We start from the raw sequence: 24,449 nt of genomic DNA, 5'->3' as shown, positions 1-24,449 counted from the left end.
CCACTTTCACCAGAGGTGCCCATGCCTGATTCAGTGCCACAGCGTGCCGATTACCCCCACTTCCAGCCGATCATTACGCGCTGGCACGACAATGATGTGTACGGTCACGTGAATAACGTCACCTACTACAGCTTTTTCGACACGGCGGTGAATACCTACCTGATCGAGCAGGGCGGGCTGGATATTCATGGCGGCGAAGTGGTGGGGTTCGTGGTGAGTTCGGCGTGCGATTACTTCGCGTCGATTGCCTTTCCCGAGCGTATCGACATCGGCTTGCGAGTGGGCAAGTTGGGCAATAGCTCAGTGCAGTATGAGTTGGCGGTGTTCAAGACCGGCGAAGAGGACGCCTGCGCGGCGGGGCGCTTTGTGCATGTGTTTGTGGATCGGGGGTCGAACCAGCCGGTGACCATTCCGGGAGTGTTGCGCGAGGCGCTGCAGCGGTTGGTGGTCTGACGGCAAAAACCAATGTGAGAGGGTGCAAGCTTGCTCTCACATTGGTTTTGCGGCGTTTTTTAGAGATTACCGGTGACGGTAGTGATGCTTGTTCTTGCGATGCCCATAGGCATGGCCGCGGCCGCGATGGTCATCACGGTCATAGCGACGGTTGTCGCGCCCACGATCACGACGATCATCGTCATCGCTCTTGTTGCCCATGTAGTTGCCCAGTGCACCGCCCGCGCCACCGCCTGCAGCCGAGCCGATCAGTGCACCTGTGCTACCGCCGACACTGCGGCCTACGACGTTGCCGCCGGCTGCGCCCAGGGCGCCGCCAATAGCGGCTTCGCCACGGCTGCGCTTGTCAGCGCCGACCGCACTACCACCTGCGCCACCGAGGGCCGCGCCGATGGTCGAACCGGTGTTGCCGCCCAACTGCTGGCCGACGACAGAACCTAGAACCCCGCCCAATGCGCCGCCTACACCGGCTTCGGTGGTGCCACCGGCCATGGCTGCGCCACTGACCAGGCCAAGGGACAACAAGAGAATCGAGGAGAACTTCATTCGGGAAACCTCAAGAGGATGACGGCGCGATCCTGAGGCTGTATTGACATTGTGACAATAGAATTCCGACCAGTAACACGAGTTGTACACAATCCTCTAAGTTACTGTTTTTAATCGGGAACTTAAGTGGTTTTTGAGAGTCTTTAACTACTTCGGAACGGCCGCTTTTATGCAAAAGCGGCCTTTTTTGTGTCCGAAATGATCAGTTAGGCTGTACGGGCCATGATCAGGCCATTATCGCTTGCGGCTTCCAAGCGGATCGCCACGAACTTCGATGTTGGCGTATGGCTGCCGTCCCCGGTGCTTTCCAGCGGCACCAGCGGGTTCACTTCCGGATAGTAAGCGGCTGCCTGCCCCGCCGGGATATCAAACGCCAGCAACGTGAAGCCCTTCACGCGACGCTCACGGCCATCTTCCCACAGCGACACGATGTCAGCCTTCTGCCCCGGCTTGAAGCCCAGGCGGATGATGTCGGCTTCGTTGACGAACAGTACGTCACGCTGGCCTTTCACGCCGCGATAGCGGTCATCCAGGCCATAAATGGTGGTGTTGTACTGATCGTGGGAGCGCATCGACTGCATGATCAGATCCGGTACCCGGCCAGTGGCGTGGGTGCGTTCGTGGATCAAGTCTTTGGGCAGGATGTTCGGGCGGAAGTTGGCGCGACCCGAAGGCGTGTTCCAACGGCGCGCGCCGGCGGAGTTGCCTAAGTAGAAGCCACCTGGGTTTTTGATCTTGTCATTGAAGTCCTTGAAGCCTGGAATGGTATCGGCAATCAGGTCGCGGATACGGCTGTAATCGGCCACCAGCCAGTTCCAGTCGACCGGCTTGCTGCCCAGCGTCGCGGCGGCAATGCCGGCCAGGATTGCTGGCTCGGACTTCATCAGCTTCGACAGGGGTTGCAGTTGGCCATTGGAGCCGTGAACCATGCTGAACGAGTCTTCCACCGTGACCGCCTGCGGGCCGTCGGCCTGGATGTCGATGTCGGTACGGCCCAAACACGGGAGGATCAGCGCGTCCTTGCCGTGCATCAGGTGGCTGCGATTGAGCTTGGTGCTGATCTGCACGGTCAGGTCGCAATTACGCAGTGCTTCGAAGGTGCGCGGGCTGTCCGGGGTAGCTTGGGCGAAGTTGCCGCCCAGGCCGATAAACACTTTGGAGCGGCCTTCAAGCATCGCGTGGATCGCTTCCACCACGTTGTGTCCGTTGGTACGCGGCACCTGGAACTGGAAGCGACGCTCCAGGGCGTCGAGGAACGCCACCGGTGGACGTTCGTTAATGCCCATGGTGCGGTCGCCCTGCACGTTGCTGTGGCCGCGCACCGGGCACAAGCCGGCGCCTGGGCGGCCGATGTTGCCGCGCAGCAGCATCAGGTTGGCGATTTCCTGGATGGTCGGTACCGAGTGGCGGTGCTGGGTGATGCCCATCGCCCAGCACATGATTACGTTTTTGCCTTTGGCGTACATGCGTGCCGCTTGCTCGATCTCCACCAGTGGGAGGCCGGATTGCGCGACGATTTCATCCCACGAGGTGTCGTCGATCTGGCCCAGGTAATCGAGCACGTTGGCCGTGTGTTCGTTGAGGAAGTCGTGGTCGAACACGGCTTCCTTGCCTTCGGCCTGCGCCTGGCGTTCCCACAGCAGCAGGAACTTGGCCATGCCGCGCAGGATAGCCATGTCGCCACCCAGTGCTGGGCGGAAGTAGGCGGTATTGGTCGGCTTGTCACCGTTGGTGAGCATTTCCAGCGGGTGTTGCGGGTGCTGAAAACGTTCCAGACCGCGCTCTTTCAGCGGGTTGATACACACCACCTGGGCGCCGCGTTTAACCGCTTCACGCAGCGGTTCAAGCATGCGCGGGTGGTTGGTGCCGGGGTTTTGGCCCCAGACGAAAATCGCGTCGGCATGTTCGAAGTCATCAAAGGTCACGGTGCCTTTGCCGACGCCCACGCTTTGCGCCAAGGCCACGCCGCTGGCCTCGTGGCACATGTTCGAGCAATCCGGGAAGTTGTTGGTGCCGTAGGCACGCACGAACAGCTGATACAGGTACGCCGCCTCGTTGCTGGCCCGGCCCGAGGTGTAGAACTCGGCCATATCCGGGCTTGGCAGTGCGTTGAGGTGCTGGCCGATCAGGTCGAAGGCTGCTTCCCAGCTGACGGGTGTGTAGCGGTCGGTTTCGGCGTCGTAGCGCATCGGCTCGGTCAGGCGGCCCTGGTATTCGAGCCAGTAATCGCTCTGTTCCAGCAGCGCAGTGACGCTGTGTTTGGCGAAGAATGCAGCGTCTACACGACGTTTGGTGGCTTCCCAGTTGACCGCTTTGGCGCCGTTTTCGCAGAACTTGACCATGCCGCTTTCCGGCGAGTCGCCCCAGGCGCAGCCCGGGCAGTCAAAGCCGCCGTTCTGGTTGGTCTTGAGCATCATGCGCAGGTTTTTCAGCGCGTTGTCGCTGGTCAACCACGCCTGTGCCACGCTGATCAGCGCGCCCCAGCCGCCCGCCGGGCCTTTGTAAGGCTTGTAGCGCGGGGTTGGGGTTTGGTCGGCTTGATGATGATTGCTCACGGCTGGTTCTCCATCGCAGGGCTGTAGACCCGCGGCGCACTTTTCTGCGGCAGGTGGATGAGATTGAGGTTGTGCCGGCGGGCCCATTGCAGGGCTAGGCCGGTGGGCGACGACAGGCTGACGAGGGTCTGGATGCCTGCGCGCAAAACTTTCTGGATCAATTCGAGGCTGCAACGACTAGTGACAATCGCCAGGCCGCCATCGGTCGGGATCTTTTGGCGGATCAACGCACCGATCAATTTATCGAGCGCGTTGTGCCGGCCAATGTCTTCGCGGCCCATCAACAGTTCGCCTTGGCTGTTCATGAACACCGCCGCATGCACCGCGCCGCTGTATTGGCCCAGAGGCTGAAAGGCGCTGATGCGCTGGCGCAGACCATCAAGCCATTCGGCGGGTGGCAGTGGTGCGCCGGGCAGGACCTTAAGGTCCGGCAAGGCTTGTTCCACCGCTTCTACACCGCACAAACCACAACCGCTGGTGCCCGCCAACTGGCGACGTTGTTGCTTGAGATTCCAGAACGCGCGGCTGGAAATCTGCACCTGAGCGTACTGGGTCGAGCCTGAACCGCTGAGTTTGAGATCATAGATGTCGCTAACGTCGGCGATAATGCCGCTGCCGATGCTGAAGCCGACGATAAAGTCTTCCAGGTCCGTCGGCGTGACCAACATGACTGCCTGGCTGATGTCGTTATAGGCGATCGCCAACGCCACTTCTTCCGCCAACGCAGTGCTGGCGACCTCTGTGTGTTCGAGATTGCAGTATTGGTAGCTCTGGCTGGCGGCGGGCGCGGGCGTTTCAGAGGCGGGCGCCGCGCAGACTGGGCGCTTGGCGTTCATGGGGCAGTACCACCGGCGGATTGGTCAGTGTTTAGACTAGGCGCGACAAAGCGTCGCGTCTAATTGCCAGTACTGATCTACCGATAGATGACGTCGATCAAGACGCGTTTTGCGATTTCTGAAACAGCGCGAAACATGCCTCTGCCAGCGCGGAGCGCGGTGCGCTGCGACGCATGATCAGCCCCAGGCGCGCAAGGGTGTGGGCATCCTCGATAGGTTGCAGGCGCAGGTGTTCGGTGAGCGCATCCAGGCCACCGTCCAGGGGCATGACCGCGCAACACAGCCCGCCGTGTACCGCTTGTAGCAACTGATGGACGGCATCGGTTTGCAGCAGCGGTTGGGGATTGAGTCCACGGCTGTGGAAGTTGTGGTCGATGGACTGGCGAAAATGCATGCCACTGGTGAGCATGCCCAGGGGCAGTTCGGTCAGGGCCTCCCAGCTCAACGGCTTGTCGCCAAAGCTGAAAAACCGCTGGTCGTAGAGCAGGCCCATGCGCGTTTCGCCCAAGGCCAGTGAGTCAAAGCGTTCATTATCCAAACGCTCAAGATAGGAGACGCCCAGGTCCAGTCGATTACTCGCAAGTTGTTCAAGGATCTGTTCGGAGCTCAAGGCCGAGAGCTCGAAGCGCAGGCTCGGGTGTTCTTTATGCAGTTGTTGCATCAACGCCAACGGATCAAAGCTCGACAGCGGCACCACGCCCAAACGCAACGTACCCACCAGGTTGCCGCGACAGGCAGCAGCTTCAGCCTGCAAGCCGTCATACGCCGCCAGCACTGTTCGGGCCCACGCCAGCACCCGTTCACCGGGTGCGGTGAAGCCTTCGAAGCGCTGGCCGCGATTGACCAGGGGCAAGTCCAACTCTTCTTCGAGGCTGCGCAGGCGCATCGACAGGGTGGGCTGGGTAATGTGGCAACGAGCCGCTGCCTGGCCGAAGTGCCGGGTTTCATCGAGGGCGATCAGGAATTTCAGCTGTTTGATGTCCATCTTCGCTCCAGGGCTTATTCCAATGGCGGGGGGATTCTAGCGCGTTTGGGTCTTTGGCCGGGCTGGAACCCAAATCTGTAGGACTGGTCTAGTCTTTGGCATCTGGAAATCAACTACCAAGGAGCGCGTACGATGAGTCTTTTTAGCTTTGTTAAGGAAGCAGGCGAGAAGTTGGCCAAGCTGTTGACCCCGGGCAACGCCAACGCAAGCGATGATCTGAAAAAGCACATTGAAGAAGTCGGGCTGGGTAATCCCGATGTTCACGCGACTGTGGAGGGTGACAAGGTCACGCTTACTGGAACCGTTGCCAGTCAGGAAGAGAAAGAAAAAATCATTCTGGCGGCGGGCAATATTGCCGGTGTGGCCAGTGTGGATGACCAGATCACCGTATCCGGCCCGGCAGTTGCCGCAGCCCGTTTCGTCGTGGTGAAAAAGGGCGACACCCTTAGCGCAATATCCCTGGCGGTCTACGGCAACGCCAATCAGTACAACAAAATCTTCGAAGCTAACAAACCGCAGTTGTCGAACCCGGACAAGATTTACCCAGGGCAGACGCTGCGTATTCCTGAGTAATACACGGGCGAAAATATGGGAGGGGGTTTGCTCCCGATAACGCAGTGTCAGTCAAAGCTTCCTTGACTGACACACTGCTATCGGGAGCAAGCCCCCTCCCACATTTGGTCAGAGCCCGACAATGAGATCGCGGTAGTCACCGACTGCTGCAAACTCGCCCGTGTCCTTCGGCCCTTTTTTGCTGTCCGGCTCTTTCACCGCCAGCAAATGGGCCACGCCAAACGCCTGGGCGCTGCGCAGGATCGGCAAGGTGTCGTCGATAAACAGGCTGCGCGAGGGATCAAACTGAATGTCGGCCTGCAAGGCATCCCAGAACTGCGGATCTTCCTTTGCGAAACCGTAGTCGTGAGAGCTGATCAATTGCTCGAAATACGGCGCCAGTTCAATGCGTTCCAACTTCAACGACAGCGAATCACGATGGGCGTTGGTGATCAGAATCACGCGCTTGCCGGCCTGTTTGATCGCCGCGAGAAAGGTATCCGCATCCGGGCGCAGGGCAATCAGGTGAGCGGTTTCCAGCTTGAGTTCACGCACTGGGATCTTCAGTTCTGTGCTCCAAAAATCCAGGCAATACCATTGCAACTGTCCGGCGTTACGCTCGAACAGAGGCTGCAACTCCATCTCGGCCATGGCCCGGCTCACCCCGTGCAGCTCGGCGTAGCGCTGGGGCAGGTGCTCCATCCAGAAGTGGTTGTCGTAATGCAGGTCGAGCAGGGTGCCGTCCATGTCCAGCAGGACAGTGTCGATGGCGTGCCAGGGCAAAGAGGGCATGGTGCGGTCTCATGTAAGTAAAGATATCCGACACAGACAATCGGAAAAGCCACGGTATAGTAACCCGATCACGCCAAGGAGCCGCTCATGCGCCAGAAACCCACCGTCCTCGCCCGCGAAATAGTCGCCAGTAGCCGTTTGTTCCGCGTGGAGGAAGTGCAGTTGCGCTTTTCCAATGGCGTTGAACGGACCTACGAGCGCCTGGTGGGGCGTGGTGCCGGCTATGGCGCGGTGATGATCGTGGCGATGATCGATGAAGAGCATGCCTTGCTGGTGGAAGAGTACTGCGGCGGTATCGACGAATATGAGTTGTCCTTGCCCAAAGGCCTGATCGAACCGGGTGAAGACGTACTGGCTGCCGCCGATCGTGAGCTCAAGGAAGAAGCCGGCTACGGCGCGCGACAGTTGGAACACATTACCGAGCTGTCGCTGTCGCCCGGTTATATGAGCCAGAAAATCCAAGTGGTATTGGCCACTGACCTGTATGAAGAAAGCCTTGAAGGCGATGAGCCCGAGCCGATGCGTGTGGATCGGGTCAATCTGCGCGAGCTGTCACAGTTAGCGCAAAACGAGCAATTCAGTGAGGGTCGCGCTTTGGCGGCGTTGTACCTGGTACGAGATCTGTTGATCCAGCGTGGAGCGTTTACCGCATGAGCGAACTGTTTTTAGGCCACCCGTTTATCGCCCCTGTAATCGAGCTGGCTCGCCAGGCGGGTGAAGTCATCCTGCCGTACTGGCGCGCCGATGTGGCGGTGACTTCAAAGGCCGACGATTCGCCGGTGACGGCAGCAGACCTGGCCGCCCACCACCTGATTCTCGCTGGCCTCACCGCGCTGGACCCGAGCATCCCCGTGCTGTCCGAAGAAGACGCTGATATCGACCAGAGCGTGCGCGCAGGCTGGACGCGTTGGTGGTTGGTGGACCCACTGGACGGCACCAAGGAATTCATCGCCGGCAGTGAAGAGTTCACCGTCAATATCGCCCTGATTGAACACGGCCGCGTGGTGTTCGGTGTGGTGTCGATGCCCACCAGTGGCCGTTGCTACTTTGGCGGCGCAGGTTTAGGCGCGTGGCGATCCGATGTGAACGAAGCGCCCAGGCAGATCCAGGTGCGCAAGGCACCGGCTGCGGGTGAGGCATTCACGGTGGTTGCCAGCCGTCGGCATACCAGCCCCGAGCAGGAGCGTTTGCTGGACGGGTTGAGCGCAGGCGTGGGTGAGTTGAAGTTGGCGAATATCGGCAGCTCGTTGAAGTTCTGCCTGTTGGCCGAGGGCAGCGCCGACTGCTATCCACGCTTGGCGCCGACTTCGCAATGGGATACGGCTGCGGCACAAGGCGTGCTCGAAGGTGCGGGGGGCGAGGTGCTGGAGTTGAGTGGTGAGCCGTTCAGCTACCCGGCGCGGGAATCGTTGTTGAACCCGTTTTTTCTGGCGTTGCCGGCCAAGGCTGCGTGGCGTGAGCGGTTGCTGACCTTGGCAAGATCTTAAAACCATCGCAGATCAAAATGTGGGAGGGGGTTTGCCCCCGATAGCGGTGTATCAGTCAATACAGCAGTGACTGAACTACCGCCATCGGGAGCAAACCCCCTCCCACATTTGTTTTGTGTATTGGCTTCTAGCGGTGCAGGACGTATTGGCCAGTGAAGGCTACCGCTCTTTCGTCACTGCCCTCATTCACGATCCACGTGTCCAACGCCAACCGCGCCCGGCCATAGCGCTTGTAGGTCGCGATAAAGCGCTTCCATACCTTTTCCTCCGGCGCCGCGCATATCGCGGTCGCGTCATGCGTCACCGGCAGCGGATAACTGATCTGCCCTTCCTGAATCACGATATGCCCGTCTTCAATCCCTTCCTCACGCAGTTGCAGGTGCAGCCAGCCCCAACCCGCCAGCACCGCGCCGCAGTAGAGGCTGCCGCCGAACATGGTGCTCTTGTGGTTGATATTGGCCTGCAGGGGCAGGTGCAGCCGCAGTTGCCTGTCTTGCCAGTCGAGCACCTTGAGGCCCATTTCCCGGGTCAGGGGGATGTCGTGGTGCAGGACGGATTCCAGGTAACGGCTGTCGCAGCTCATGGGGACCTCTTGGTGGGTGGGCAGGGTCATTCGTCGTCGGCGCTTTGGTTGGCGAAGTTCAGGCCATGCTTGCGCAGTTTGTCGTGCAAGGTCTTGCGCGGTACGCCGAGGGCTTCGGCGAGGCTGCGCATGGAGCTGTGGGGACGGGTCAGTTCGGCAGCGATCAGGCTTTTCTCGAACTGCTCGACTTGCTCGCTCAAGCCACCCGGTGTGGAGGTCAGTACGCTGCTGGCGGGGTTGTCCGGCGTGCTGTCCAGTGCCAGTTCCAGGCCCAGTGCAAAGCGCTCGGCGGCGTTCTGCAATTCCCGCACATTGCCCGGCCAGCTGTGACGCAACAACAAGGCCCGCTGGCCCGGCTGCAGCTCATGCAACGTCAGGCCATGGCGGCTGCTGGCTTCGTCGGCGAAGTGCTGGAAGAGCATCAATGCATCTTCACCGCGCTCGCGCAGCGGCGGAATGCGCAGCGGCGCGACGTTGAGACGGTAATACAAGTCGGCGCGGAAACGGCCCTGGTCGGCGGCCTGGCGCAGGTCCTCCTTGGTGGCAGCGATAATGCGGATATCCAGCGGGATCAGTTGATTGCCGCCCAGGCGTTCCACCACGCGCTCCTGCAACAGGCGCAACAGTTTGACCTGCACATCCAGGCTCATGCTTTCGATTTCGTCGAGGAACAAGGTGCCGCCGTTGGCAAACTCGAACTTGCCGATGCGGCGTTTCTGCGCCCCGGTAAAGGCGCCGGGCTCATGACCGAACAGCTCGCTTTCGACCACCGACTCGGCGAGGGCACCTGCGTTGATCGCGACGAACGGGCCGCTGCGTCGGTTCGACAGGTCATGTAGTGCACGGGCCACGACTTCTTTGCCGGCGCCGGTTTCACCGAGGATCAGCACGTCGGCCTTGGTCGCCGCCAACGCGCCGATCTGCTCGCGCAGGCGCAGCATTTGCGGTGAGTGCCCAACGAGTCGCGTGCTCAGTTGCTGGCGGTCGCTGAGGGCTAGGCGCAGGCTGCGGTTATCCAACACCAGCCGGCGCAAGGCCAGGGCGCGGCGCACGCTATCGAGCAGCGAGTCGCTGGCGAAGGGTTTTTCGAGGAAGTCATAGGCACCCGCGCGCATCGCCTGCACCGCCAACGGCACGTCGCCGTGGCCGGTGATCAGCAGCACCGGCAGGTCTGGATCCTGGCCGTGCAGTTCGGCCAGCAGCTCCAGGCCGTCCATGCCGGGCATGCGGATGTCGCTGACCACTACGCCGGGCCAATCCCGCGACAGGCGCGCGGTGAGGCCGGTGGCTTCGCCCAGGGTCAGGACTTTCAGCCCGGCCAGGTCCAGGGTCTGGCACAGGGCCTGACGCAGGTGTGGATCGTCGTCGATCAACACCACCTGAATCTGGTTATCGATACTCATACACTGCGGTCCTCGGACGGTTGCAGACTGACGCCCGGCGAGCCGGCACGCAATTTCAGGGTTAACAGCGCGCCACCTTCCTTGTGGTTAGCGAACGACAGTTCGCCGCCAAAGGCACGCATCAAGGTGTCACAGATCGCCAGGCCCAATCCCAGGCCTTGGGTGCGGGTCTTGGTGGTGTAGAACGGTTCGCTGGCGCGGCCCAACGCTTCCATGCAAAACCCAGGGCCATTGTCACGAATGTACAGGTTGACGCCTTGGGCGGTGGTTTCGGCACTCAGCCACAGTTTACGCGGCGGGCCTTTTTCGGTGAGGGCGTCCAGGGCGTTGGCCAGCAAGTTGCCCAGCACTTGGCGCAGCCGTGTTTCGCCGGCCTGTACCCACAGGGTCGCTTCCGGCAAATCGCGGATCAGCTCCACCTCCATTGACCGCCGACGTTTAGCCAGCAGCGCCAGCGCGTCGTCCAGCGCCGGTTGCAGGGCCACGCTCTCCGGCGCATGCCGGTCGCGCCGGGCGAAGGCGCGCAGGTGGGCGATGATCGAAGCCATGCGTCCGGTCAGTTCGCTGATCAACTTAAGGTTGCCCCGCGCATCGGCGGTGCGTTCATGGTCCAGCAGGATCTCGGCGTTTTCCGCGTAGCTGCGAATTGCGGCCAGGGGCTGATTGAGTTCGTGGCTGATACTCGCCGACATGGTGCCCAGCGCCGAGAGCTTGCCCGCTTGCACCAAATCATCCTGGGCGCGCACCAGTTCCTGCTGGGCATGTTCGCGTTCCAGTACTTCTTGTTTGAGGCGGCGGTTCAAGCCTTCCAGGTCGCTGGTCCGCTCGATCACACGGGCTTCCAGTTCGCGACGCGCCTTGGCTTCAAAAGCGATGCGCTCCAGGTAATGCCGGCGTCGTTGCATCATCAAACCGAGCAGCAACATCAGCACCAGAAGCGTGGCCCCACCCACGGCGACCACCGTGCGCACCGGGCGGCTGATCAATGATTGGGGCGCGAGGATTTCGACGTTCCAGCCGGTCTCGGCGATGGCAGTGGATTGGCGCAACCATGCGGTGTTGCTCAGGCTCAGCGGCTGTGGATCACGGGTCGGGTAGGGCTGGATTGCAGTGATCGCCTGTCGTTCTTCAGCGGTCAGCGGCCGAGTGGCGCGGAAACGCCATTGCGGGCGTGAGGTGAGGATCACCACGCCGTTGTGGTCAGTCACCAGCAGTTGTTCAGGCGTGTTGCCCCACAGGCTTTCGGTATGGTCCAGGTCGACCTTGACCACCAGCACGCCGATGATCTTGTCGCCCTCGCGCACGGCGGCGGCGAAGAAATAACCGCGTTTGGCCGACGTAGTACCCAGGCCGAAAAACCGCCCGAGGCGCCCGGCCATGGCTTCGCTGAAGTACGGGCGGAACGAGAAATTGCGCCCGACAAAGCTGTCCTGTTTATCCCAGTTCGAGGCGGCGAGGGTCTTGCCGGTGGTGTCCATCAGATACATCACTTCAACCCCGGCCTGGGCGGCGACGTCCTTGAGGAGCAGGTTGGCGTTGATCTGATGGGAGCTTACATTCGGCGCATCCAGCACGGTGCGCAGCGCGGGCAAGTCGCCGAGGATCTGCGGCAGCACTTCATAGCGGTGCAGGGTGCCCAACAGGTTGGCGACGTAGAGGTCGAGGGTCTGGCGATTCTGCCCGGCCAGTTCGCTGCGGTAATAGCGCTCGGCCAAGTGCTCCAGCGGCCACAGCAGCGGTGCCAGGCACAATGCCAGCAGGGCGAGGCTGCGCCAGCGGGGTCTTCGCGGAAGGGATGGAGTCATGGGAGTCGTGCGCCTATGGGGACAGGCGCATTATGCCTAGTGCTGCTGTGCAAGACACTCGCGCAATGCGTCTTGCCAGTGTGGCTGGCTGACGTGCCACTGTTGCTGCAAGCGGCTGCAATCGAGGCGTGAGTTCAAGGGCCGCATGGCGGGCGTCGGGTAGGCGCTGGATGGGATCGCCTCCAGTTCGGCACAGGCTTTGCCATCGGCGTGCAGGTGCTCGCCAATCGCCTGAGCGAAGCCGAACCACGATGTTTCACCTTGGGCGGTGAGGTGATAAATACCCCATTCTCCCGCCTCGCCGGCCAGCCAGCGCTCGATCAGTGCGCGGGTGCTGCCGGCAATGGTCCCGGCCCATGTTGGCGCGCCGATTTGGTCAGCCACGATGCGCATCTGCGGTTTCTCTTGCAGCAGGCGTTGCATGGTCAGCAGGAAATTCTTGCCTTGGTTGGAGTAGACCCAACTGGTACGCAGGATCAGGTATTGACCGCCCGCCGCCGCAATGGCCTGCTCGCCCGCCAGCTTACTCTGGCCGTAGACGCTCAACGGGTTCGGCGTGTCGGCTTCGGTGTAGGGCGCAGGCTTGCTGCCGTCGAACACATAGTCGGTGGAGTAGTGAATCAGTGGAATCCCCAGGGCCTTAGCTTCCTGCGCAAGGATGCCGGGGGCGATGGCGTTGATGGCGAATGCGGCGTCTGGTTCGCTTTCGGCTTGGTCGACTGCGGTGTGGGCGGCGGCGTTGATGATCAGGTCGGGGCGATGGGCGCGGATCTGCTCGCGGATCTGGTCCGGTTTGGCCAGGTCAAGCTGGTTGCTGCCGAGCACCATCAATTCGCCCAGCCCCTGAAGGTGCGCTTGCAGTGCCTGGGAGACTTGGCCATGTTGGCCGGTAATCAGGATCTTCATGGGAACAGATCGGCGTCCATCAGCAGTTTGCCCGCCTGGTCCTTGGCGGACAGTTGCGGCGGCTCGTTCAGCTCCCAGTCGATAGCCAGCGTCGGGTCATTCCACAGGATGCTGCGCTCGGCGCTCGGCTGGTAGTAGTCGGTGGTCTTGTAAAGGAACTCGGCGTAGTCGCTCAGCACCACAAACCCATGGGCAAACCCTTCCGGTACCCACAACTGGCGACGGTTCTGTGCCGACAGACGTACGCCCACCCATTGGCCGAAGTTCGGCGAACTGCGGCGAATGTCCACGGCGACATCGAGCACTTCGCCAGCGGTGACACGCACGAGTTTGCCTTGGGTGTGCTCCAGTTGGTAATGCAGGCCTCGCAGCACATTTTTTTGCGAGCGCGAGTGGTTGTCCTGGACGAACTCGCGCCTGAGCCCGGTAGCCTCTGCAAAGGCTCGGGCGTTGAAGCTTTCGTAGAAAAAGCCGCGTTCGTCACCGAATACTTTTGGTTCGAGGATCAATACACCGGGAAGTGAGGTGTCGATGATATTCACAGGTTGTCTCCCGCCAGGGAATACAGGTACTGACCATAACCGGTCTTGCCGAAGTATTTGGCGCGCTCCAACAAATGGTCGCGGTCGATCCAGCCGTTGCCGTAGGCGATTTCTTCAAGGCACGCCACTTTGAGACCTTGGCGACGCTCGATGGTCTGCACGTACTGCGACGCGTCCAGCAAACTGTCGTGGGTGCCGGTATCCAGCCAGGCGAAACCTCGACCGAAGCGCTCCACCTGCAAGTCGCCGCGCTTGAGATAAGCGTTGTTGACGTCGGTGATTTCCAGTTCGCCACGGGCGGAGGGTTTGACCGCCTTGGCGATACTGACCACGTCGTTGTCGTAAAAATACAGGCCGGTGACGGCATAGCTGGATTTCGGTACAGCGGGTTTTTCTTCGATGGACAGGGCGCGGCCTTCGCTGTCGAAGTCGATCACACCGAAGCGCTCCGGGTCTTTAACCCAATAGCCAAACACCGTGGCACCTTTGCCGCGATTGACCGCCGCATGCAACTGCTCGCTGAAACGCTGGCCGTGGAAAATGTTGTCGCCCAGGATCAGGCACACGGGGTTGTTGCCGATGAACTGCTCGCCAATCAGGAAGGCTTGCGCCAGCCCGTCCGGCTTCGGTTGTTCGGCGTAGCTGAACGTCACGCCAAACTGGCTACCGTCACCCAGCAGGTTGCGGTATTGCGGTAAGTCCGCCGGCGTGGAAATCACCAGAATTTCTTTGATGCCTGCCAGCATCAGTACCGAGATCGGGTAATAAATCATCGGCTTGTCGTAGACCGGCAGCAGTTGTTTGGAGACACCCAGGGTGATGGGGTGCAAGCGTGTGCCGGAGCCACCGGCCAATACGATTCCTTTCATGCAATCAGATCCCTCGTGTCGGTATTGCCCAATCGTTCACCTTGATAACTCCCATCCTGAACCCTGCGGCACCATTCCAGGTTATCGAGGTACCACTGCACGGTTTTGCGCAGCCCGGTTTCAAAGGTTTCTTCGGGTACCCAGCCCAGTTCGCGTTCGATTTTGCTGGCGTCGATCGCGTAGCGTTGGTCGTGGCCCGGACGGTCTTTCACGAACGTGATCAGGTCGGCGTATTTCTCCACACCGTGCGGAAGGTGGGGTGCCAATTCCTCCAGCAGGCTGCAGATGCTGCGCACAACATCGATGTTCTGCTGCTCGTTGTGGCCGCCGATGTTGTAGGTCTCGCCGACTACGCCGTGCGTCACGACGGTGAGCAACGCTCGGGCGTGGTCCTCGACAAACAGCCAGTCGCGCACTTGCAAGCCATCACCATAGACCGGCAAAGGCTTGCCCGCGAGAGCGTTGAGGATCACCAGCGGAATCAACTTTTCAGGAAAGTGGAAGGGGCCGTAGTTGTTGGAGCAATTGGTCAGCAACACGGGCAGGCCGTAGGTGCGTTGCCAGGCGCGGACCAAGTGGTCGGACGCGGCTTTGCTGGCAGAGTAGGGCGAGCTGGGCGCGTAGGGCGTGGTTTCGGTGAACAGATCGTCCACGCCGTGTAGGTCGCCGTAGACCTCGTCGGTAGAAATATGGTGGAAGCGAAACGCGCTCTTGTCTGGCCCGGAAAGGGTTTGCCAGTAGCCGCGGGCGGCTTCCAGCAGGCTGTAGGTGCCGACGATATTGGTCTGGATAAAATCCGACGGGCCGTCAATCGAACGGTCGACGTGGGATTCGGCGGCCAGATGCATGATCGCTTGAGGCTCGAAGCGCGCGAGCACTGCGCTGACGGTGGCTTGGTCGATGATATCGGCCTGTACGAACTCATAGCGGCTATTGGCCGCGATACTGGTTAGCGATTCCAGATTGCCGGCGTAGGTGAGTTTGTCCAGGTTGAGCACTTCGTGCTCGGTGTGCTGAATCAGATGACGTATCAAAGCAGAACCGATAAAACCGGCGCCACCGGTAATGAGAATGCGCATGACTGGGGCCCTTTTCCTTAGGCGGACGTTTAGCGAATGGAGCATAGCTTGTGTTGTGGCGCTGGTCAGGACCGTGTGCATGTGGGGGTTGCGCAAGCCCCCTGAACAATGGCGATATACACGTCTAAAAAACGGCCTTTCTGGCACGTTGCAGTCATTGGGCAGCCAGCAAGACCTCAATTACAAAGTCGACAGCTCCCGCGGCCGGTTTGTTCTGAAAATCTGCCGGGGCGACTACGCCGCTGTGGAGTTGCAGCTCCAGCTCGCAGCCCTCAACACACTGCAGGGCGTGCGCGTACCCAAGGTCATCAGGGCGCTGAGCAGGTTTACGGGTTGGTTCGCGCTCAGGGCGGCGTCTGCATCGCCGATGAAGTGCAGGTGGGCTATGGCCGCATGGGGCATTTTTTCTGGGGCTTTGAAGAGCAGGGCGTGGTACCTGACATCATCACCATGGCCATGGCCAAGGGCATGGGCAACGGCCAGCCGTTGGGTGCAGTGATTACCCGGCGGGAGATCGCCGAGGCACTGGAGGCTGAAGGGTATTTCTTCTCGTCGTCGGGGGCAGCCCAGTGAGTTGCCGCATCGGCATGGCGGTGCTGGGCGTGATGGAGGAAGAAAAACTGTGGGAAAACGCCAAAGTTGTCGGAGGGCATTTCAAGGCGCGGTTGGAAGCACTGATTGATCGCCATCCCTTGGTGGGCGCGGTTCACGGTTCCGGTTTTTATCTTGGCCTGGAGTTGGTTCGCGATCGACAAACCCTGGAACCGGCGACCGAAGAGACCACGTTGCTATGTGACCGCCTGCGCGAGCTGGGGATTTTCATGCAACCTACTGGTGACTACCTGAACATCCTCAAGATCAAGCCGCCGATGGTTACGTCTAAACGCAGCGTGGATTTTTTTGTCGACATGTTGTCGAAGGTACTCGATGAGCAACTGTAATTAATCGATTGTTATCGGCTATTACCTGTCATATTTATCGATCATGCTTTTTGATCGCTTTTAAAGCCGATTTTTATCCGTTATAAAGTCGGCCTTTTCCCCCATTCGGAGTCCTGATCGCCATGACCACCCTGCACAGCACCCCCCGCGCCGATGGCTTCCATATGCCCGCCGAATGGGCACCACAGACGCAAACCTGGATGGTCTGGCCCGAGCGCCCGGACAACTGGCGTCTGGGTGGTAAACCGGCGCAGGCGGCTCATGTGGCAGTGGCCAAGGCCATCGCGCGTTTTGAGCCGGTGACCGTGGCGGTTTCTGCCGGCCAGTACGAAAACGCCCGCGCCCGTTTGGACGTGCCGAATATTCGTGTGGTGGAAATGTCCAGCGATGACGCCTGGGTACGTGACACTGGCCCGACGTTCGTGATCAACAACAGCGGCGAAGTGCGCGGCGTGAACTGGGATTTCAACGCCTGGGGTGGTTTTGATGGCGGCCTCTACTCGCCGTGGAATCGCGACTCGCAGGTGGGCGGCAAGATCCTCGAAATCGAGCGAGCACCGCGTTATCGCACCGAAGGTTTTGTGCTGGAAGGCGGTTCGATCCATGTCGATGGCGAAGGCACCCTGATCACTACTGAAGAATGCCTGCTCAACCGCAATCGCAACCCGCACCTTGACCGTGCCGAGATCGAAGCGGTGCTCAGCGCCAACTTGGCTGTGGATAAGATCATCTGGCTGCCGGACGGTCTGTTCAACGACGAAACCGACGGCCATGTGGATAACTTCTGCTGCTACGTGCGCCCAGGTGAAGTGTTGTTGGCGTGGACCGACGATGCGCAAGACCCGAACTACGCCCGCTGCCACGCGGCGATGGACGTGCTGCAAAGCAGCACCGACGCTCAGGGCCGCCCATTCACAGTGCACAAAATGCCGATCCCAGGGCCGTTGTATGCCACTGAAGAAGAATGCGCAGGTGTTGACCCGGTGGACGGCACCCAGGAACGTAATCCGACCGTGCGGTTAGCCGGTTCCTACGTCAACTTCCTGATCGTCAACGGCGGGATCATCGCGCCAAGCTTCGACGACCCGCTGGACAACGAAGCCAAGGCCATCCTGCAGAACCTGTTCCCGCAACACGAAGTGGTGATGGTGCCGGGCCGTGAACTGTTACTGGGTGGCGGTAATATCCACTGTCTGACCCAGCAGCAGCCCGCCCCGCACAAAAACTGAGTGCAGTTGTAACAGCGCCTTTCCGGCGGCCGGGTGCTACTCGGTTTCAGCGTCTGCAGCAAGCCCGCGGCCCAGTAAGGCCGCGGGCTTTTTTGTGCCCATAAGCCCGCAAGCACGCGACATTGGCATAGCTCTTGTATCGGTGTTGCCTCAGTGGCCCAAGGTGATAACTGCACAGTTCTGTCATAAACCTTGAGTAAGTTAGCCGCTCAAGCAGTAGGAGAGAGCGCTGAAATGAACGCCGATATCAACCCGATCTACACGCGCACCTTCCACCCTTTACGGGTTAACAACGATACGATCCATGCGCTGGGGCACTGGTTGAAGGAACACGGCGCGCGGCAGGTCCGGCGGCAATCGGATCTGCGCAGCGTGATGAGTGAACGCTACCCGGTAGGGTTGTTCAGTGATGATGAAGTGCACGCGTTGTGTGACCTGCTCAAAAACTGAACAACACGGCCACCAAAGGTTTGAGCGAGCCTGCTGCGGCGAGGGGGCTCGCCTGCGTTGTGCGGCGAAGCAGCCCCTCCCACACTTAAATTAAAAGCTGTAAGTCCCCGTCACCACCAGGTTACGCGGCTCCCCTGGCTGAATCTGCGCCACACTGGTTGCTGATTCGTAGTAAGTCTTGTCGGTAATGTTGTTCAGCGCCGCCCGCACGTCCCATTCTTTATGGCGGAACCCGACCAGCGCATCCCAACTGCCATAACCCGGTAGGACCACGGTGTTGAGACTGTCGGCATAACGGTCGCCCACCAGCGTCAGGCCGGTTTCTGCGTACCAGCCCATTTCCGGTTTCCAGGTGATAAACAGGCTGGCATTGCGCTTGGCGACGTCGCTGACGCGCTTGCCTTCAAAGCCATTGTTGTCTTTCTCGACCTTGGCATCCTGCACGCCAACACCGCCGCGTACATACCAATTGCCCACGATCTTGCCGGTGGCCGTCAGCTCCACGCCACGCGAACGCTGAAGGCCGCTGAGCAGAATGATGGTGCGGTCAAGCGGGTCGTTGGTGCGGCGGTTGTAGAGTTCCAGTTCGTACACCGCCAGAGTGGTGCTCAGGCGGTCGTCGAGCCAGTCACTCTTCACGCCGATTTCTTTCTGCTTGGTCAGCTCGGGGCTCAGGTCGTTGACGCTGCCGGCGGCGTTCGGGGTGATGCCGATCAAACCACCCCCTGCCGGTGAGAACGTCTTGCTCCACGAGGCATAGAACGAGTGGTTTTCCATAGGCGTCCACACCAGGCCGAAACGTGGGCTGGCCTTGCGGCTGTCGACCCCCTCCTGAACATTGAGCAGCTTGTTTTTGGTGCTCACTTCAAATACGTCGTAACGCACGCCGGCCAGCACTTGCCATTGATCATTCAGGCGCAGTTGGTCCTGGACGTAAATGGCGCGGCTTTCGACTTCGGTGTGGTTGTTGCTCGACACGCTCATCCGCCCGGTATGGCTCAAATGACGATTCGGCTGGTTGAGGTCAATGGCCGGCACGGTCAGGCCACCACTGTATAGCTTTGGATCGCGACGTTGGCTGCCCAGCTCAAGGCCAGTGAGCAGGCGGTGTTCCAGGCCATAGGTACTGAAACTGCCTTCGAGCTCGACGTTGTTGAAAATGTTGAGGGTGGTCAGGTCCTGTTGCCAGCGTTGGCGCGTCACGCGGTTGTTCGCAGGGTTGTAGCCGGTTTGGTAGGTATTGTCGAAATCGCTGTCGAGCTTGAACACGCCCAGCGTCTGGCGCAGTTGCCAGTTGTCGTTGAGCTCGTAGGTGAGCTTGGAGCGCAGGGACTGGGTTTTGTCGTCGATGTAATCGCGGCTGTCACCGTAGGTGGTGCTGCGGCTCACATCCGCTGGGCGCCCGTTGACGCCGGGCACGCCGCGATCAGGCGTGCGGTTGTAGCGGCTGTATTCGTATTGCACCAGCCAGTTCAGGTCAGGCGTGAGTTGCCAGCTCATGGACGGTGCAAACAGTTGGCGACTGCCGCTCACGTCGTCGCGAAAGCTGTTGTTGTCCTGGTTGCCCATGTTCAGGCGCAGGCTGATGTTATCGGTGGGGTCCGTGCTCAGGTCGGCATACAGGCTGCGCAAATCGTTGCTGCCGCCTTGCGCCTCGATGCTCGATTTGTGCCCGGCCGTTGGCAACTTGCTCACGCGGTTGACGATCCCTCCCTGACCGCCTCGCCCGTAAAGCACTGCTGCCGGGCCTTTGAGCACTTCGATGCGCTCGATGTTATGCAGGTCGCGCACGTACTGGCTGTCGTCGCGAATGCCGTCCAGGTAGAAGTCATTGCTCGCGTCAAAACCACGGATGCGCACACTGTCGAAACGTGTATCGGCGCCGCTGCTCACGTTGGGGATGCCGCTCAAAGCCTGGCCCAGGTCGTTGGTGCCGTATGAACGCAGGTTCTCAGTCTTCACCGAATCAATAGCCTGAGGCACATAACGCACGGGAGTGGCGGTGCGTGTGGCGGTGCTGGTTTCCTTGATGCGCGGGTCATCTTCGTCAGCTTCGGCGCTGATCGAGGTCTCGGGCAAGGTGGTGGCCGCACAGGCAAAACCGGCAGACAGCAGAAAAGAAAGCCCAAGAGTCATGGGTGTCAGGCGAGGGGCAGGCATTGGGAAAAGTATCCAAAATGTTTGGGAGGAGAAAACGCGCTAATGGTAATGCTTTGCATTTGCGCGCGTTATCTATTGCCAAACGTATCCACTTTGATATGTGTTACTGGATGTGTTTTTTTCTTGTATGCGACGAGAATTTTGTCGTTTTCAGACAGGCTATAGGTCTTTGCTTAGAATTATTTCGCCTAAATACAGACGATTCGCGAAATTGACACATAGTTCAACCCGCGACTAGGATTGCGCCCAACGCCTGTGGCTAACCGCCATGACTCATCTAATAAAAAAAGGCCCGCGGCATGTTCAGTCGTCCGCGGGCCTTCTTTTTTCCGGAAAAGTCGACACCAGAAAAGCGACATGGAGCCTGGTGTCACAGTGCGTACTCAACCAGAAATAAGGAATACAAGAAAATGTTGAAGCAACGGATGAGTCTGATCGCTCTGGGGATTTTGAGCGCATCGGCAGCAATGGCAAACGACCAGGAGCAATCCAAGGGTTTCGTTGAAGACAGCCACCTGAACATCGCAGCACGTAACGCTTACATCAGCCGTGACTACAAAAACGGCAAGCAAGACAAAGCTGAATGGGGCCAGGGCTTCATCGGCAAGTTTGAGTCCGGCTTCACCCAAGGCACCGTTGGTGTGGGTGTGGACGTGATCGGTCAGTACGCTATCCGTCTGGACGGTGGTAAAGGCCGCAGCGGCGCGGGCGGTATTAACTTCTTCAAGCAAGGTGACAGCGGCGCAGCAGCCGACGACCTGGCCAAGGGCGGCGCCGCGGTGAAATTCCGCGTATCGAACACCGTGCTCAAGTACGGCGATCAAATGCCGGCCGTTCCTGTGCTGCAGTACGACAACTCTCGTCTGTTGTCGGAAACCTACACCGGTACCTCGATCGTTTCCAAAGAGATCGAAGGTCTGCAACTGGACGCAGGTCGTTTCACCAAGGAAGCCCAAAAAGGTGCTGAAGGCACCGACAGCGGTAACCTGAAGAACATCAGCTACCTGGGCGGCAGCTACAAGTTCACCGAAAGCCTGTCGGCTGCGCTGTACGCTTCCGACATGCAAGACGTGCTGAAGAAGCAATACGTCAACGTCAACTACGTGCTGGCCCTGCCAGAGAAACAGTCGCTGACCTTTGACTTCAACGGCTACAAAACCAAGCTGGACAGGAGCTTCGCCGAGCAACGCGGTAATGGCGACGCGCGCGACAACAAAATCTGGAGCCTGGGCGCTACATGGGCTGTTGGTGCGCACAGCTTCACCTTGGCCCATCAGCGCAGTACCGGCGATACCGGTTACCTGTATGGCGGCTACCGTGACAATACCGTGGACACCGGCATCGGTGACGGCGGCAACACCATCCTGCTGGCCAACTCCTACTGGTCCGACTTCAACGGCAAGGACGAGCGCTCCTGGCAAGCCGGCTACGGTCTGGACTTCAGCACCTTCGGCGTGCCTGGCCTGACCTACAACGTGGCCTACGTTCGCGGTACCAACATTGACGACGGCAGTGGCCGTGGCAACGGCACCGAGCGCGAGATCTTCAACCAGTTCAAATACGTCGTTCAGAGCGGCCCAGCCAAAGACTTGAGCCTGCGTGCTCGTGCCTCGTGGTTGCGCGTTTCCAGCAATGCCGACAAGTACAACGTAGGCGGTAACGAAATCCGTCTGTTCGCCGACTACCCGATCAACGTTTTCTAACTGATCGCACGTCGCGCCTGATTCCAGGCGATAAAAAACCCCGACTGGTTCGGGGTTTTTTTATGTGCGCGTATCAGTCCTGGCGGCTCTGCAAAATCTTGCGCGCCAACGCTGCATTCTTGTAGTCGAGCATCAAGGACAACCCTTCATAGGGCTCTATCTTTTTATTGTCGATACAGAGCTGTGCCATCAGCAGCAGCACTTGGCGTTTCTTTTTATTAATTCGCACACCGGGAACGCCGAACGCTGTCTTGCGCGTTGCAGGTAATGGCGCCTCGGGCGTCAATTGAAGCGTTATCCAAATGCCCTGGACGAATTGCAGCGAAATCTCTTCGATATGTTCGATGGGCAGCGGCTGCGCCAGGTTATTGAACTCAAAATGTTCCGGCGTCAGGCGCAATGCGGTCTGCGGCGCACGCATGAATCGGCGGATCCCCAGCCACAGCAGGGCCAGCCCAATAACACCCAGGCAAGCGCCCGCGCCGACTGCCGACAGCGGCGTGCCTTTCAAACGCTCCGGGGCGAGCCAGACCCGGCTCAAGATAAACAGTGCAGCCAACACAAAGGGCAGGCCCGACAGCGCCATCAGTACCCCGCGCCACTTTCCTCCTTCATGCAATCTACGATCACCTTCGGTCGAAGCGGCCAGGGTTTCCAGCAGATGGGTATGCGCGGTGTTCTCTGACTCGGCCACTTCCATCACGTCGCCAGACAGCTGCGCGCGCAGGGCCTGTGGTGCGCTGAAGCAGGCATCTATCTGAGCATTCGCCGCGTCGCTATCCACCGCGCGGGTTGCGCTGCGCAGGGCATCGTCCAGCGAAACGTTGAGCGCCTGCAGGCGTTCGCCGTTGGAGGGATGGGAGTCAGTTGGGTGCGGTTGATGAATCGCCAAGGCTTCGGGCGGCAGTTGCAATTGGCACTCACGCAAGGTCGCGAGCACGGCGTCGGGCAGATCTGTCGCCGAGGCAGCGTCACACAATGCCAGCAGTGAGTCCTCTATGTGCGGTTGCAACACCGACACCCGCAACAGCGCTGACGCCGCAGCTGTACTGCCTACCAGTCGCGCACCAGCCGCATCCGCCAGCAATTCGCGCTCACGGCTCCAGTGGTTAACTGCGTCATCAAAGCGCTGCATGAAAAACACACCGAACATGAACGACGGCCGCATCAGCCATCCCTGGATAACATCGCTGGCCAGCATCGTGTTCAACAGCGCTTCCAGGCTGCGATTGACCCCGTCGTAGATCGGCAAAAAACGCAGGCTGTATTCCGTGTCTTTCCCAGCAAAGTGCGCCAGCTCATGGCCGATCACCGCGCCGACTTCCTCGCGACTCAACAGGCCCAGGAACAACAGCGGCACATGCAAGGTGCGCCCCTGCAGCGAAGTGTTCGCCGGTTGCACAGTGGCCTCGCTGGACGTCACGTAAAAGCCCTGAGCCAGGCTCGCCACAATATGGTCCGGTGGCAGCGCGCCGAGTTTGCCCGCCACTTCGTTCACATGGCGCCACAACCCCGGCGCCTGCTCGGGCGTCACCACCTGCCCGAACATCTCCAGCGGTTCAGGCGTGAACATCCCCAGCATGTGGCGCAACTGTTTAAGCAACTGCCAGATCGAGTACAAGCAAAACGCCGCAATGACCCCTAGCACCGCCATCAGCTTGACCTCGCCACTACCCAGCCGGCCGATATGCCACATCGCCAAGCCTTCGTAGCTCAACGCCAAGGCGACGGTCGCCGCCATTGCCACCACATGGCTCACCAGCACGTAGGGCAACGATCGGCTGCCGATGGAGAACACCTGCAACAATGTTTCGCGCGATTGCTGCGCACGTCGTCCCGCCCAGTGCGTAGCAAGCAATGCGGTTACACCAATCAAAGCGGCGACCAGTCCCAGGCCTATCACCCAGAGCGCGATGACGCGCCGTGCATGATTGACGCGTTGCGCAGTGGGCAATTCAGCTTCGTTTCTTTCCAGTCGAGCGATGGCTTCCTGAACGCTGATCAGCCCCTCTGGCGCATCAGCGGTGGGCACAGGTTGCATGGCCGCCACCTCTTGCAACTGTTGTTTATAAGTAACGAGGTGGCGCTGGTAATCAATCGACGCCGCAGTAGCGGACTCCGCCCGCTCGCGCTCCCAGCCACCCAGGGCTGTCAGCAGCAACGGGAAAATCACCAGTAGGAAGATCAACTTCAAAGCGTTCATAGAGGTCCGTTCACAACGCGAGGGAATTGGTTATACCGAAAAAGCGGAAACGACGGGATAGGGGCATTTTGATCTATTGCCCGCCGATGGCAGGTTCGGGCTGATAGGGTGGAACTCCAGAAACAACAAAGCCCCTGCATTTCTACAGGGGCTTTGTCTTATATGGCGCGGCCGTCGTCGTCTAAAAGCTAGGTGCGGCGGTGGACTTGGCTGAACGGCAAGCCGAATCGGAGAGCGGGGCAGTGGTGTGCGCTTTAAGAACACTCCCTCTTTATCTAACTACCTGACCCCTAAAATCGATGGTATCCATAAGGTTTTGGCGGAGTCCACGGAACGCCAAAACGAAAAAACCCGCCAGAAGGCGGGTTTT

Annotated in this window: 21 protein-coding genes and 1 pseudogene; 8 read left to right on the top strand and 14 right to left on the bottom strand. The window is 59.8% G+C overall.

The window, feature by feature from the left end; translation table 11 throughout:
* The first annotated feature begins 21 nt into the window (after positions 1–21).
* Positions 22–453, top strand: coding sequence for an acyl-CoA thioesterase (locus ACKZ62_RS27205; protein ID WP_447096087.1), 432 nt, complete (start codon positions 22–24; stop codon positions 451–453).
* Positions 454–519: 66 nt separating this feature from the next.
* Here ACKZ62_RS27205 and ACKZ62_RS27200 read toward each other — a convergent pair whose 3' ends face one another.
* The 4 genes from ACKZ62_RS27200 to ACKZ62_RS27185 form a co-directional block, all read right to left on the bottom strand.
* Complete coding sequence (locus ACKZ62_RS27200; protein WP_032884954.1) at positions 520–999, bottom strand: glycine zipper domain-containing protein; 480 nt, start codon at positions 997–999, stop codon at positions 520–522.
* Between the two features lie 206 nt (positions 1,000–1,205).
* Positions 1,206–3,554 (bottom strand): FdhF/YdeP family oxidoreductase, encoded by a 2,349-nt coding sequence (locus tag ACKZ62_RS27195; protein ID WP_032884956.1) that lies wholly within the window; start codon positions 3,552–3,554, stop codon positions 1,206–1,208.
* A complete protein-coding gene (gene fdhD, locus ACKZ62_RS27190) occupies positions 3,551–4,390 on the bottom strand; it encodes a formate dehydrogenase accessory sulfurtransferase FdhD (RefSeq protein WP_032884958.1) in 840 nt (279 codons plus the stop codon). Before fdhD ends, ACKZ62_RS27195 begins: the two co-directional genes overlap by 4 nt.
* 97 nt (positions 4,391–4,487) lie before the next feature.
* Positions 4,488–5,375 carry a LysR family transcriptional regulator gene (locus ACKZ62_RS27185; protein ID WP_032884960.1) on the bottom strand — a complete coding sequence of 296 codons (888 nt, stop codon included), beginning with the start codon at positions 5,373–5,375 and terminating at the stop codon, positions 4,488–4,490.
* Between the two features lie 132 nt (positions 5,376–5,507).
* Here ACKZ62_RS27185 and lysM point away from each other — a divergent pair, with 132 nt between their 5' ends.
* On the top strand, positions 5,508–5,948 hold the full coding sequence (gene lysM, locus ACKZ62_RS27180) for a peptidoglycan-binding protein LysM (protein WP_095186282.1): 441 nt from the start codon (positions 5,508–5,510) through the stop codon (positions 5,946–5,948).
* A 108-nt stretch (positions 5,949–6,056) separates the two neighbouring features.
* On the opposite strand, the gene yrfG is transcribed toward lysM, so the two are convergent.
* Positions 6,057–6,719, bottom strand: a complete 663-nt coding sequence (gene yrfG, locus ACKZ62_RS27175; protein WP_447096086.1) for a GMP/IMP nucleotidase — start codon at positions 6,717–6,719, stop codon at positions 6,057–6,059.
* A gap of 87 nt (positions 6,720–6,806) precedes the next feature.
* Between yrfG and nudE the strand changes: the two genes are divergently transcribed.
* Positions 6,807–7,373 carry an ADP compounds hydrolase NudE gene (nudE, locus tag ACKZ62_RS27170; protein WP_032884966.1) on the top strand — a complete coding sequence of 189 codons (567 nt, stop codon included), beginning with the start codon at positions 6,807–6,809 and terminating at the stop codon, positions 7,371–7,373.
* A complete protein-coding gene (gene cysQ / locus ACKZ62_RS27165; protein WP_032884967.1) occupies positions 7,370–8,206 on the top strand; it encodes a 3'(2'),5'-bisphosphate nucleotidase CysQ in 837 nt (278 codons plus the stop codon). Before nudE ends, cysQ begins: the two co-directional genes overlap by 4 nt.
* A 127-nt stretch (positions 8,207–8,333) precedes the next feature.
* Here the strand turns inward: cysQ and ACKZ62_RS27160 are convergent, their stop codons facing one another.
* From ACKZ62_RS27160 to rfbB, 7 genes are read right to left on the bottom strand one after another with little or no spacing between them, the layout of a single operon-like run.
* Positions 8,334–8,789: a YiiD C-terminal domain-containing protein gene (locus ACKZ62_RS27160; protein ID WP_447096085.1), complete on the bottom strand. Its 456-nt coding sequence runs from the start codon at positions 8,787–8,789 to the stop codon at positions 8,334–8,336.
* Positions 8,790–8,815: 26 nt separating this feature from the next.
* Entirely contained in the window at positions 8,816–10,192 is a 1,377-nt protein-coding gene (locus ACKZ62_RS27155; protein ID WP_032884969.1) for a sigma-54-dependent transcriptional regulator, read from the bottom strand.
* Positions 10,189–11,997 (bottom strand): sensor histidine kinase, encoded by a 1,809-nt coding sequence (locus tag ACKZ62_RS27150; RefSeq protein WP_032884970.1) that lies wholly within the window; start codon positions 11,995–11,997, stop codon positions 10,189–10,191. Before ACKZ62_RS27150 ends, ACKZ62_RS27155 begins: the two co-directional genes overlap by 4 nt.
* A 36-nt stretch (positions 11,998–12,033) precedes the next feature.
* Positions 12,034–12,903 (bottom strand): dTDP-4-dehydrorhamnose reductase, encoded by an 870-nt coding sequence (gene rfbD, locus ACKZ62_RS27145; protein WP_447096084.1) that lies wholly within the window; start codon positions 12,901–12,903, stop codon positions 12,034–12,036.
* Positions 12,900–13,445, bottom strand: a complete 546-nt coding sequence (gene rfbC / locus ACKZ62_RS27140) for a dTDP-4-dehydrorhamnose 3,5-epimerase (protein WP_032884972.1) — start codon at positions 13,443–13,445, stop codon at positions 12,900–12,902. Before rfbC ends, rfbD begins: the two co-directional genes overlap by 4 nt.
* On the bottom strand, positions 13,442–14,314 hold the full coding sequence (rfbA, locus tag ACKZ62_RS27135) for a glucose-1-phosphate thymidylyltransferase RfbA (protein WP_447096083.1): 873 nt from the start codon (positions 14,312–14,314) through the stop codon (positions 13,442–13,444). The genes rfbC and rfbA overlap by 4 nt, the downstream gene beginning before the upstream one ends.
* Positions 14,311–15,393 (bottom strand): dTDP-glucose 4,6-dehydratase, encoded by a 1,083-nt coding sequence (rfbB, locus tag ACKZ62_RS27130; protein WP_447096082.1) that lies wholly within the window; start codon positions 15,391–15,393, stop codon positions 14,311–14,313. Before rfbB ends, rfbA begins: the two co-directional genes overlap by 4 nt.
* A gap of 318 nt (positions 15,394–15,711) precedes the next feature.
* Here rfbB and ACKZ62_RS27125 point away from each other — a divergent pair.
* The 3 genes and pseudogenes from ACKZ62_RS27125 to ACKZ62_RS27115 all read left to right on the top strand — a co-directional run.
* Positions 15,712–16,334 (top strand): annotated as a pseudogene (locus ACKZ62_RS27125) (aminotransferase class III-fold pyridoxal phosphate-dependent enzyme); the annotation flags it as partial.
* Between the two features lie 122 nt (positions 16,335–16,456).
* Positions 16,457–17,563, top strand: coding sequence for an agmatine deiminase (gene aguA, locus ACKZ62_RS27120; protein WP_032884980.1), 1,107 nt, complete (start codon positions 16,457–16,459; stop codon positions 17,561–17,563).
* A gap of 234 nt (positions 17,564–17,797) precedes the next feature.
* Positions 17,798–18,013 (top strand): hypothetical protein, encoded by a 216-nt coding sequence (locus ACKZ62_RS27115; protein ID WP_032884982.1) that lies wholly within the window; start codon positions 17,798–17,800, stop codon positions 18,011–18,013.
* 90 nt (positions 18,014–18,103) lie between these two features.
* Here ACKZ62_RS27115 and ACKZ62_RS27110 read toward each other — a convergent pair whose 3' ends face one another.
* Entirely contained in the window at positions 18,104–20,173 is a 2,070-nt protein-coding gene (locus ACKZ62_RS27110; RefSeq protein ID WP_447096081.1) for a TonB-dependent receptor, read from the bottom strand.
* Between the two features lie 410 nt (positions 20,174–20,583).
* Here ACKZ62_RS27110 and ACKZ62_RS27105 point away from each other — a divergent pair, with 410 nt between their 5' ends.
* Entirely contained in the window at positions 20,584–21,876 is a 1,293-nt protein-coding gene (locus ACKZ62_RS27105) for an OprD family porin (protein ID WP_032884986.1), read from the top strand.
* Between the two features lie 73 nt (positions 21,877–21,949).
* Here the strand turns inward: ACKZ62_RS27105 and ACKZ62_RS27100 are convergent, their stop codons facing one another.
* Positions 21,950–24,079, bottom strand: coding sequence for a M48 family metalloprotease (locus ACKZ62_RS27100; RefSeq protein WP_447096080.1), 2,130 nt, complete (start codon positions 24,077–24,079; stop codon positions 21,950–21,952).
* Between the last annotated feature and the right edge of the window lie 370 nt (positions 24,080–24,449).

The sequence above is a fragment of the Pseudomonas sivasensis genome (genome assembly GCF_052938085.1).
This window is presented reverse-complemented; position numbering and strand designations above follow the sequence as displayed.

Coding starts and splice junctions, on each gene's coding strand:
- cysQ (WP_032884967.1), top strand. CDS start 7,370: ATGAGCGAACTGTTTTTAGGCCACCCGTTTATCGCCCCTGTAATCGAG.
- aguA (WP_032884980.1), top strand. CDS start 16,457: ATGACCACCCTGCACAGCACCCCCCGCGCCGATGGCTTCCATATGCCC.
- fdhD (WP_032884958.1), bottom strand. CDS start 4,390: ATGAACGCCAAGCGCCCAGTCTGCGCGGCGCCCGCCTCTGAAACGCCC.
- rfbA (WP_447096083.1), bottom strand. CDS start 14,314: ATGAAAGGAATCGTATTGGCCGGTGGCTCCGGCACACGCTTGCACCCC.
- rfbD (WP_447096084.1), bottom strand. CDS start 12,903: ATGAAGATCCTGATTACCGGCCAACATGGCCAAGTCTCCCAGGCACTG.
- ACKZ62_RS27200 (WP_032884954.1), bottom strand. CDS start 999: ATGAAGTTCTCCTCGATTCTCTTGTTGTCCCTTGGCCTGGTCAGTGGC.
- yrfG (WP_447096086.1), bottom strand. CDS start 6,719: ATGCCCTCTTTGCCCTGGCACGCCATCGACACTGTCCTGCTGGACATG.
- ACKZ62_RS27205 (WP_447096087.1), top strand. CDS start 22: ATGCCTGATTCAGTGCCACAGCGTGCCGATTACCCCCACTTCCAGCCG.
- rfbB (WP_447096082.1), bottom strand. CDS start 15,393: ATGCGCATTCTCATTACCGGTGGCGCCGGTTTTATCGGTTCTGCTTTG.
- ACKZ62_RS27115 (WP_032884982.1), top strand. CDS start 17,798: ATGAACGCCGATATCAACCCGATCTACACGCGCACCTTCCACCCTTTA.
- ACKZ62_RS27160 (WP_447096085.1), bottom strand. CDS start 8,789: ATGAGCTGCGACAGCCGTTACCTGGAATCCGTCCTGCACCACGACATC.
- ACKZ62_RS27155 (WP_032884969.1), bottom strand. CDS start 10,192: ATGAGTATCGATAACCAGATTCAGGTGGTGTTGATCGACGACGATCCA.
- ACKZ62_RS27105 (WP_032884986.1), top strand. CDS start 20,584: ATGTTGAAGCAACGGATGAGTCTGATCGCTCTGGGGATTTTGAGCGCA.
- ACKZ62_RS27150 (WP_032884970.1), bottom strand. CDS start 11,997: ATGACTCCATCCCTTCCGCGAAGACCCCGCTGGCGCAGCCTCGCCCTG.
- nudE (WP_032884966.1), top strand. CDS start 6,807: ATGCGCCAGAAACCCACCGTCCTCGCCCGCGAAATAGTCGCCAGTAGC.
- ACKZ62_RS27100 (WP_447096080.1), bottom strand. CDS start 24,079: ATGAACGCTTTGAAGTTGATCTTCCTACTGGTGATTTTCCCGTTGCTG.
- ACKZ62_RS27185 (WP_032884960.1), bottom strand. CDS start 5,375: ATGGACATCAAACAGCTGAAATTCCTGATCGCCCTCGATGAAACCCGG.
- ACKZ62_RS27110 (WP_447096081.1), bottom strand. CDS start 20,173: ATGCCTGCCCCTCGCCTGACACCCATGACTCTTGGGCTTTCTTTTCTG.
- lysM (WP_095186282.1), top strand. CDS start 5,508: ATGAGTCTTTTTAGCTTTGTTAAGGAAGCAGGCGAGAAGTTGGCCAAG.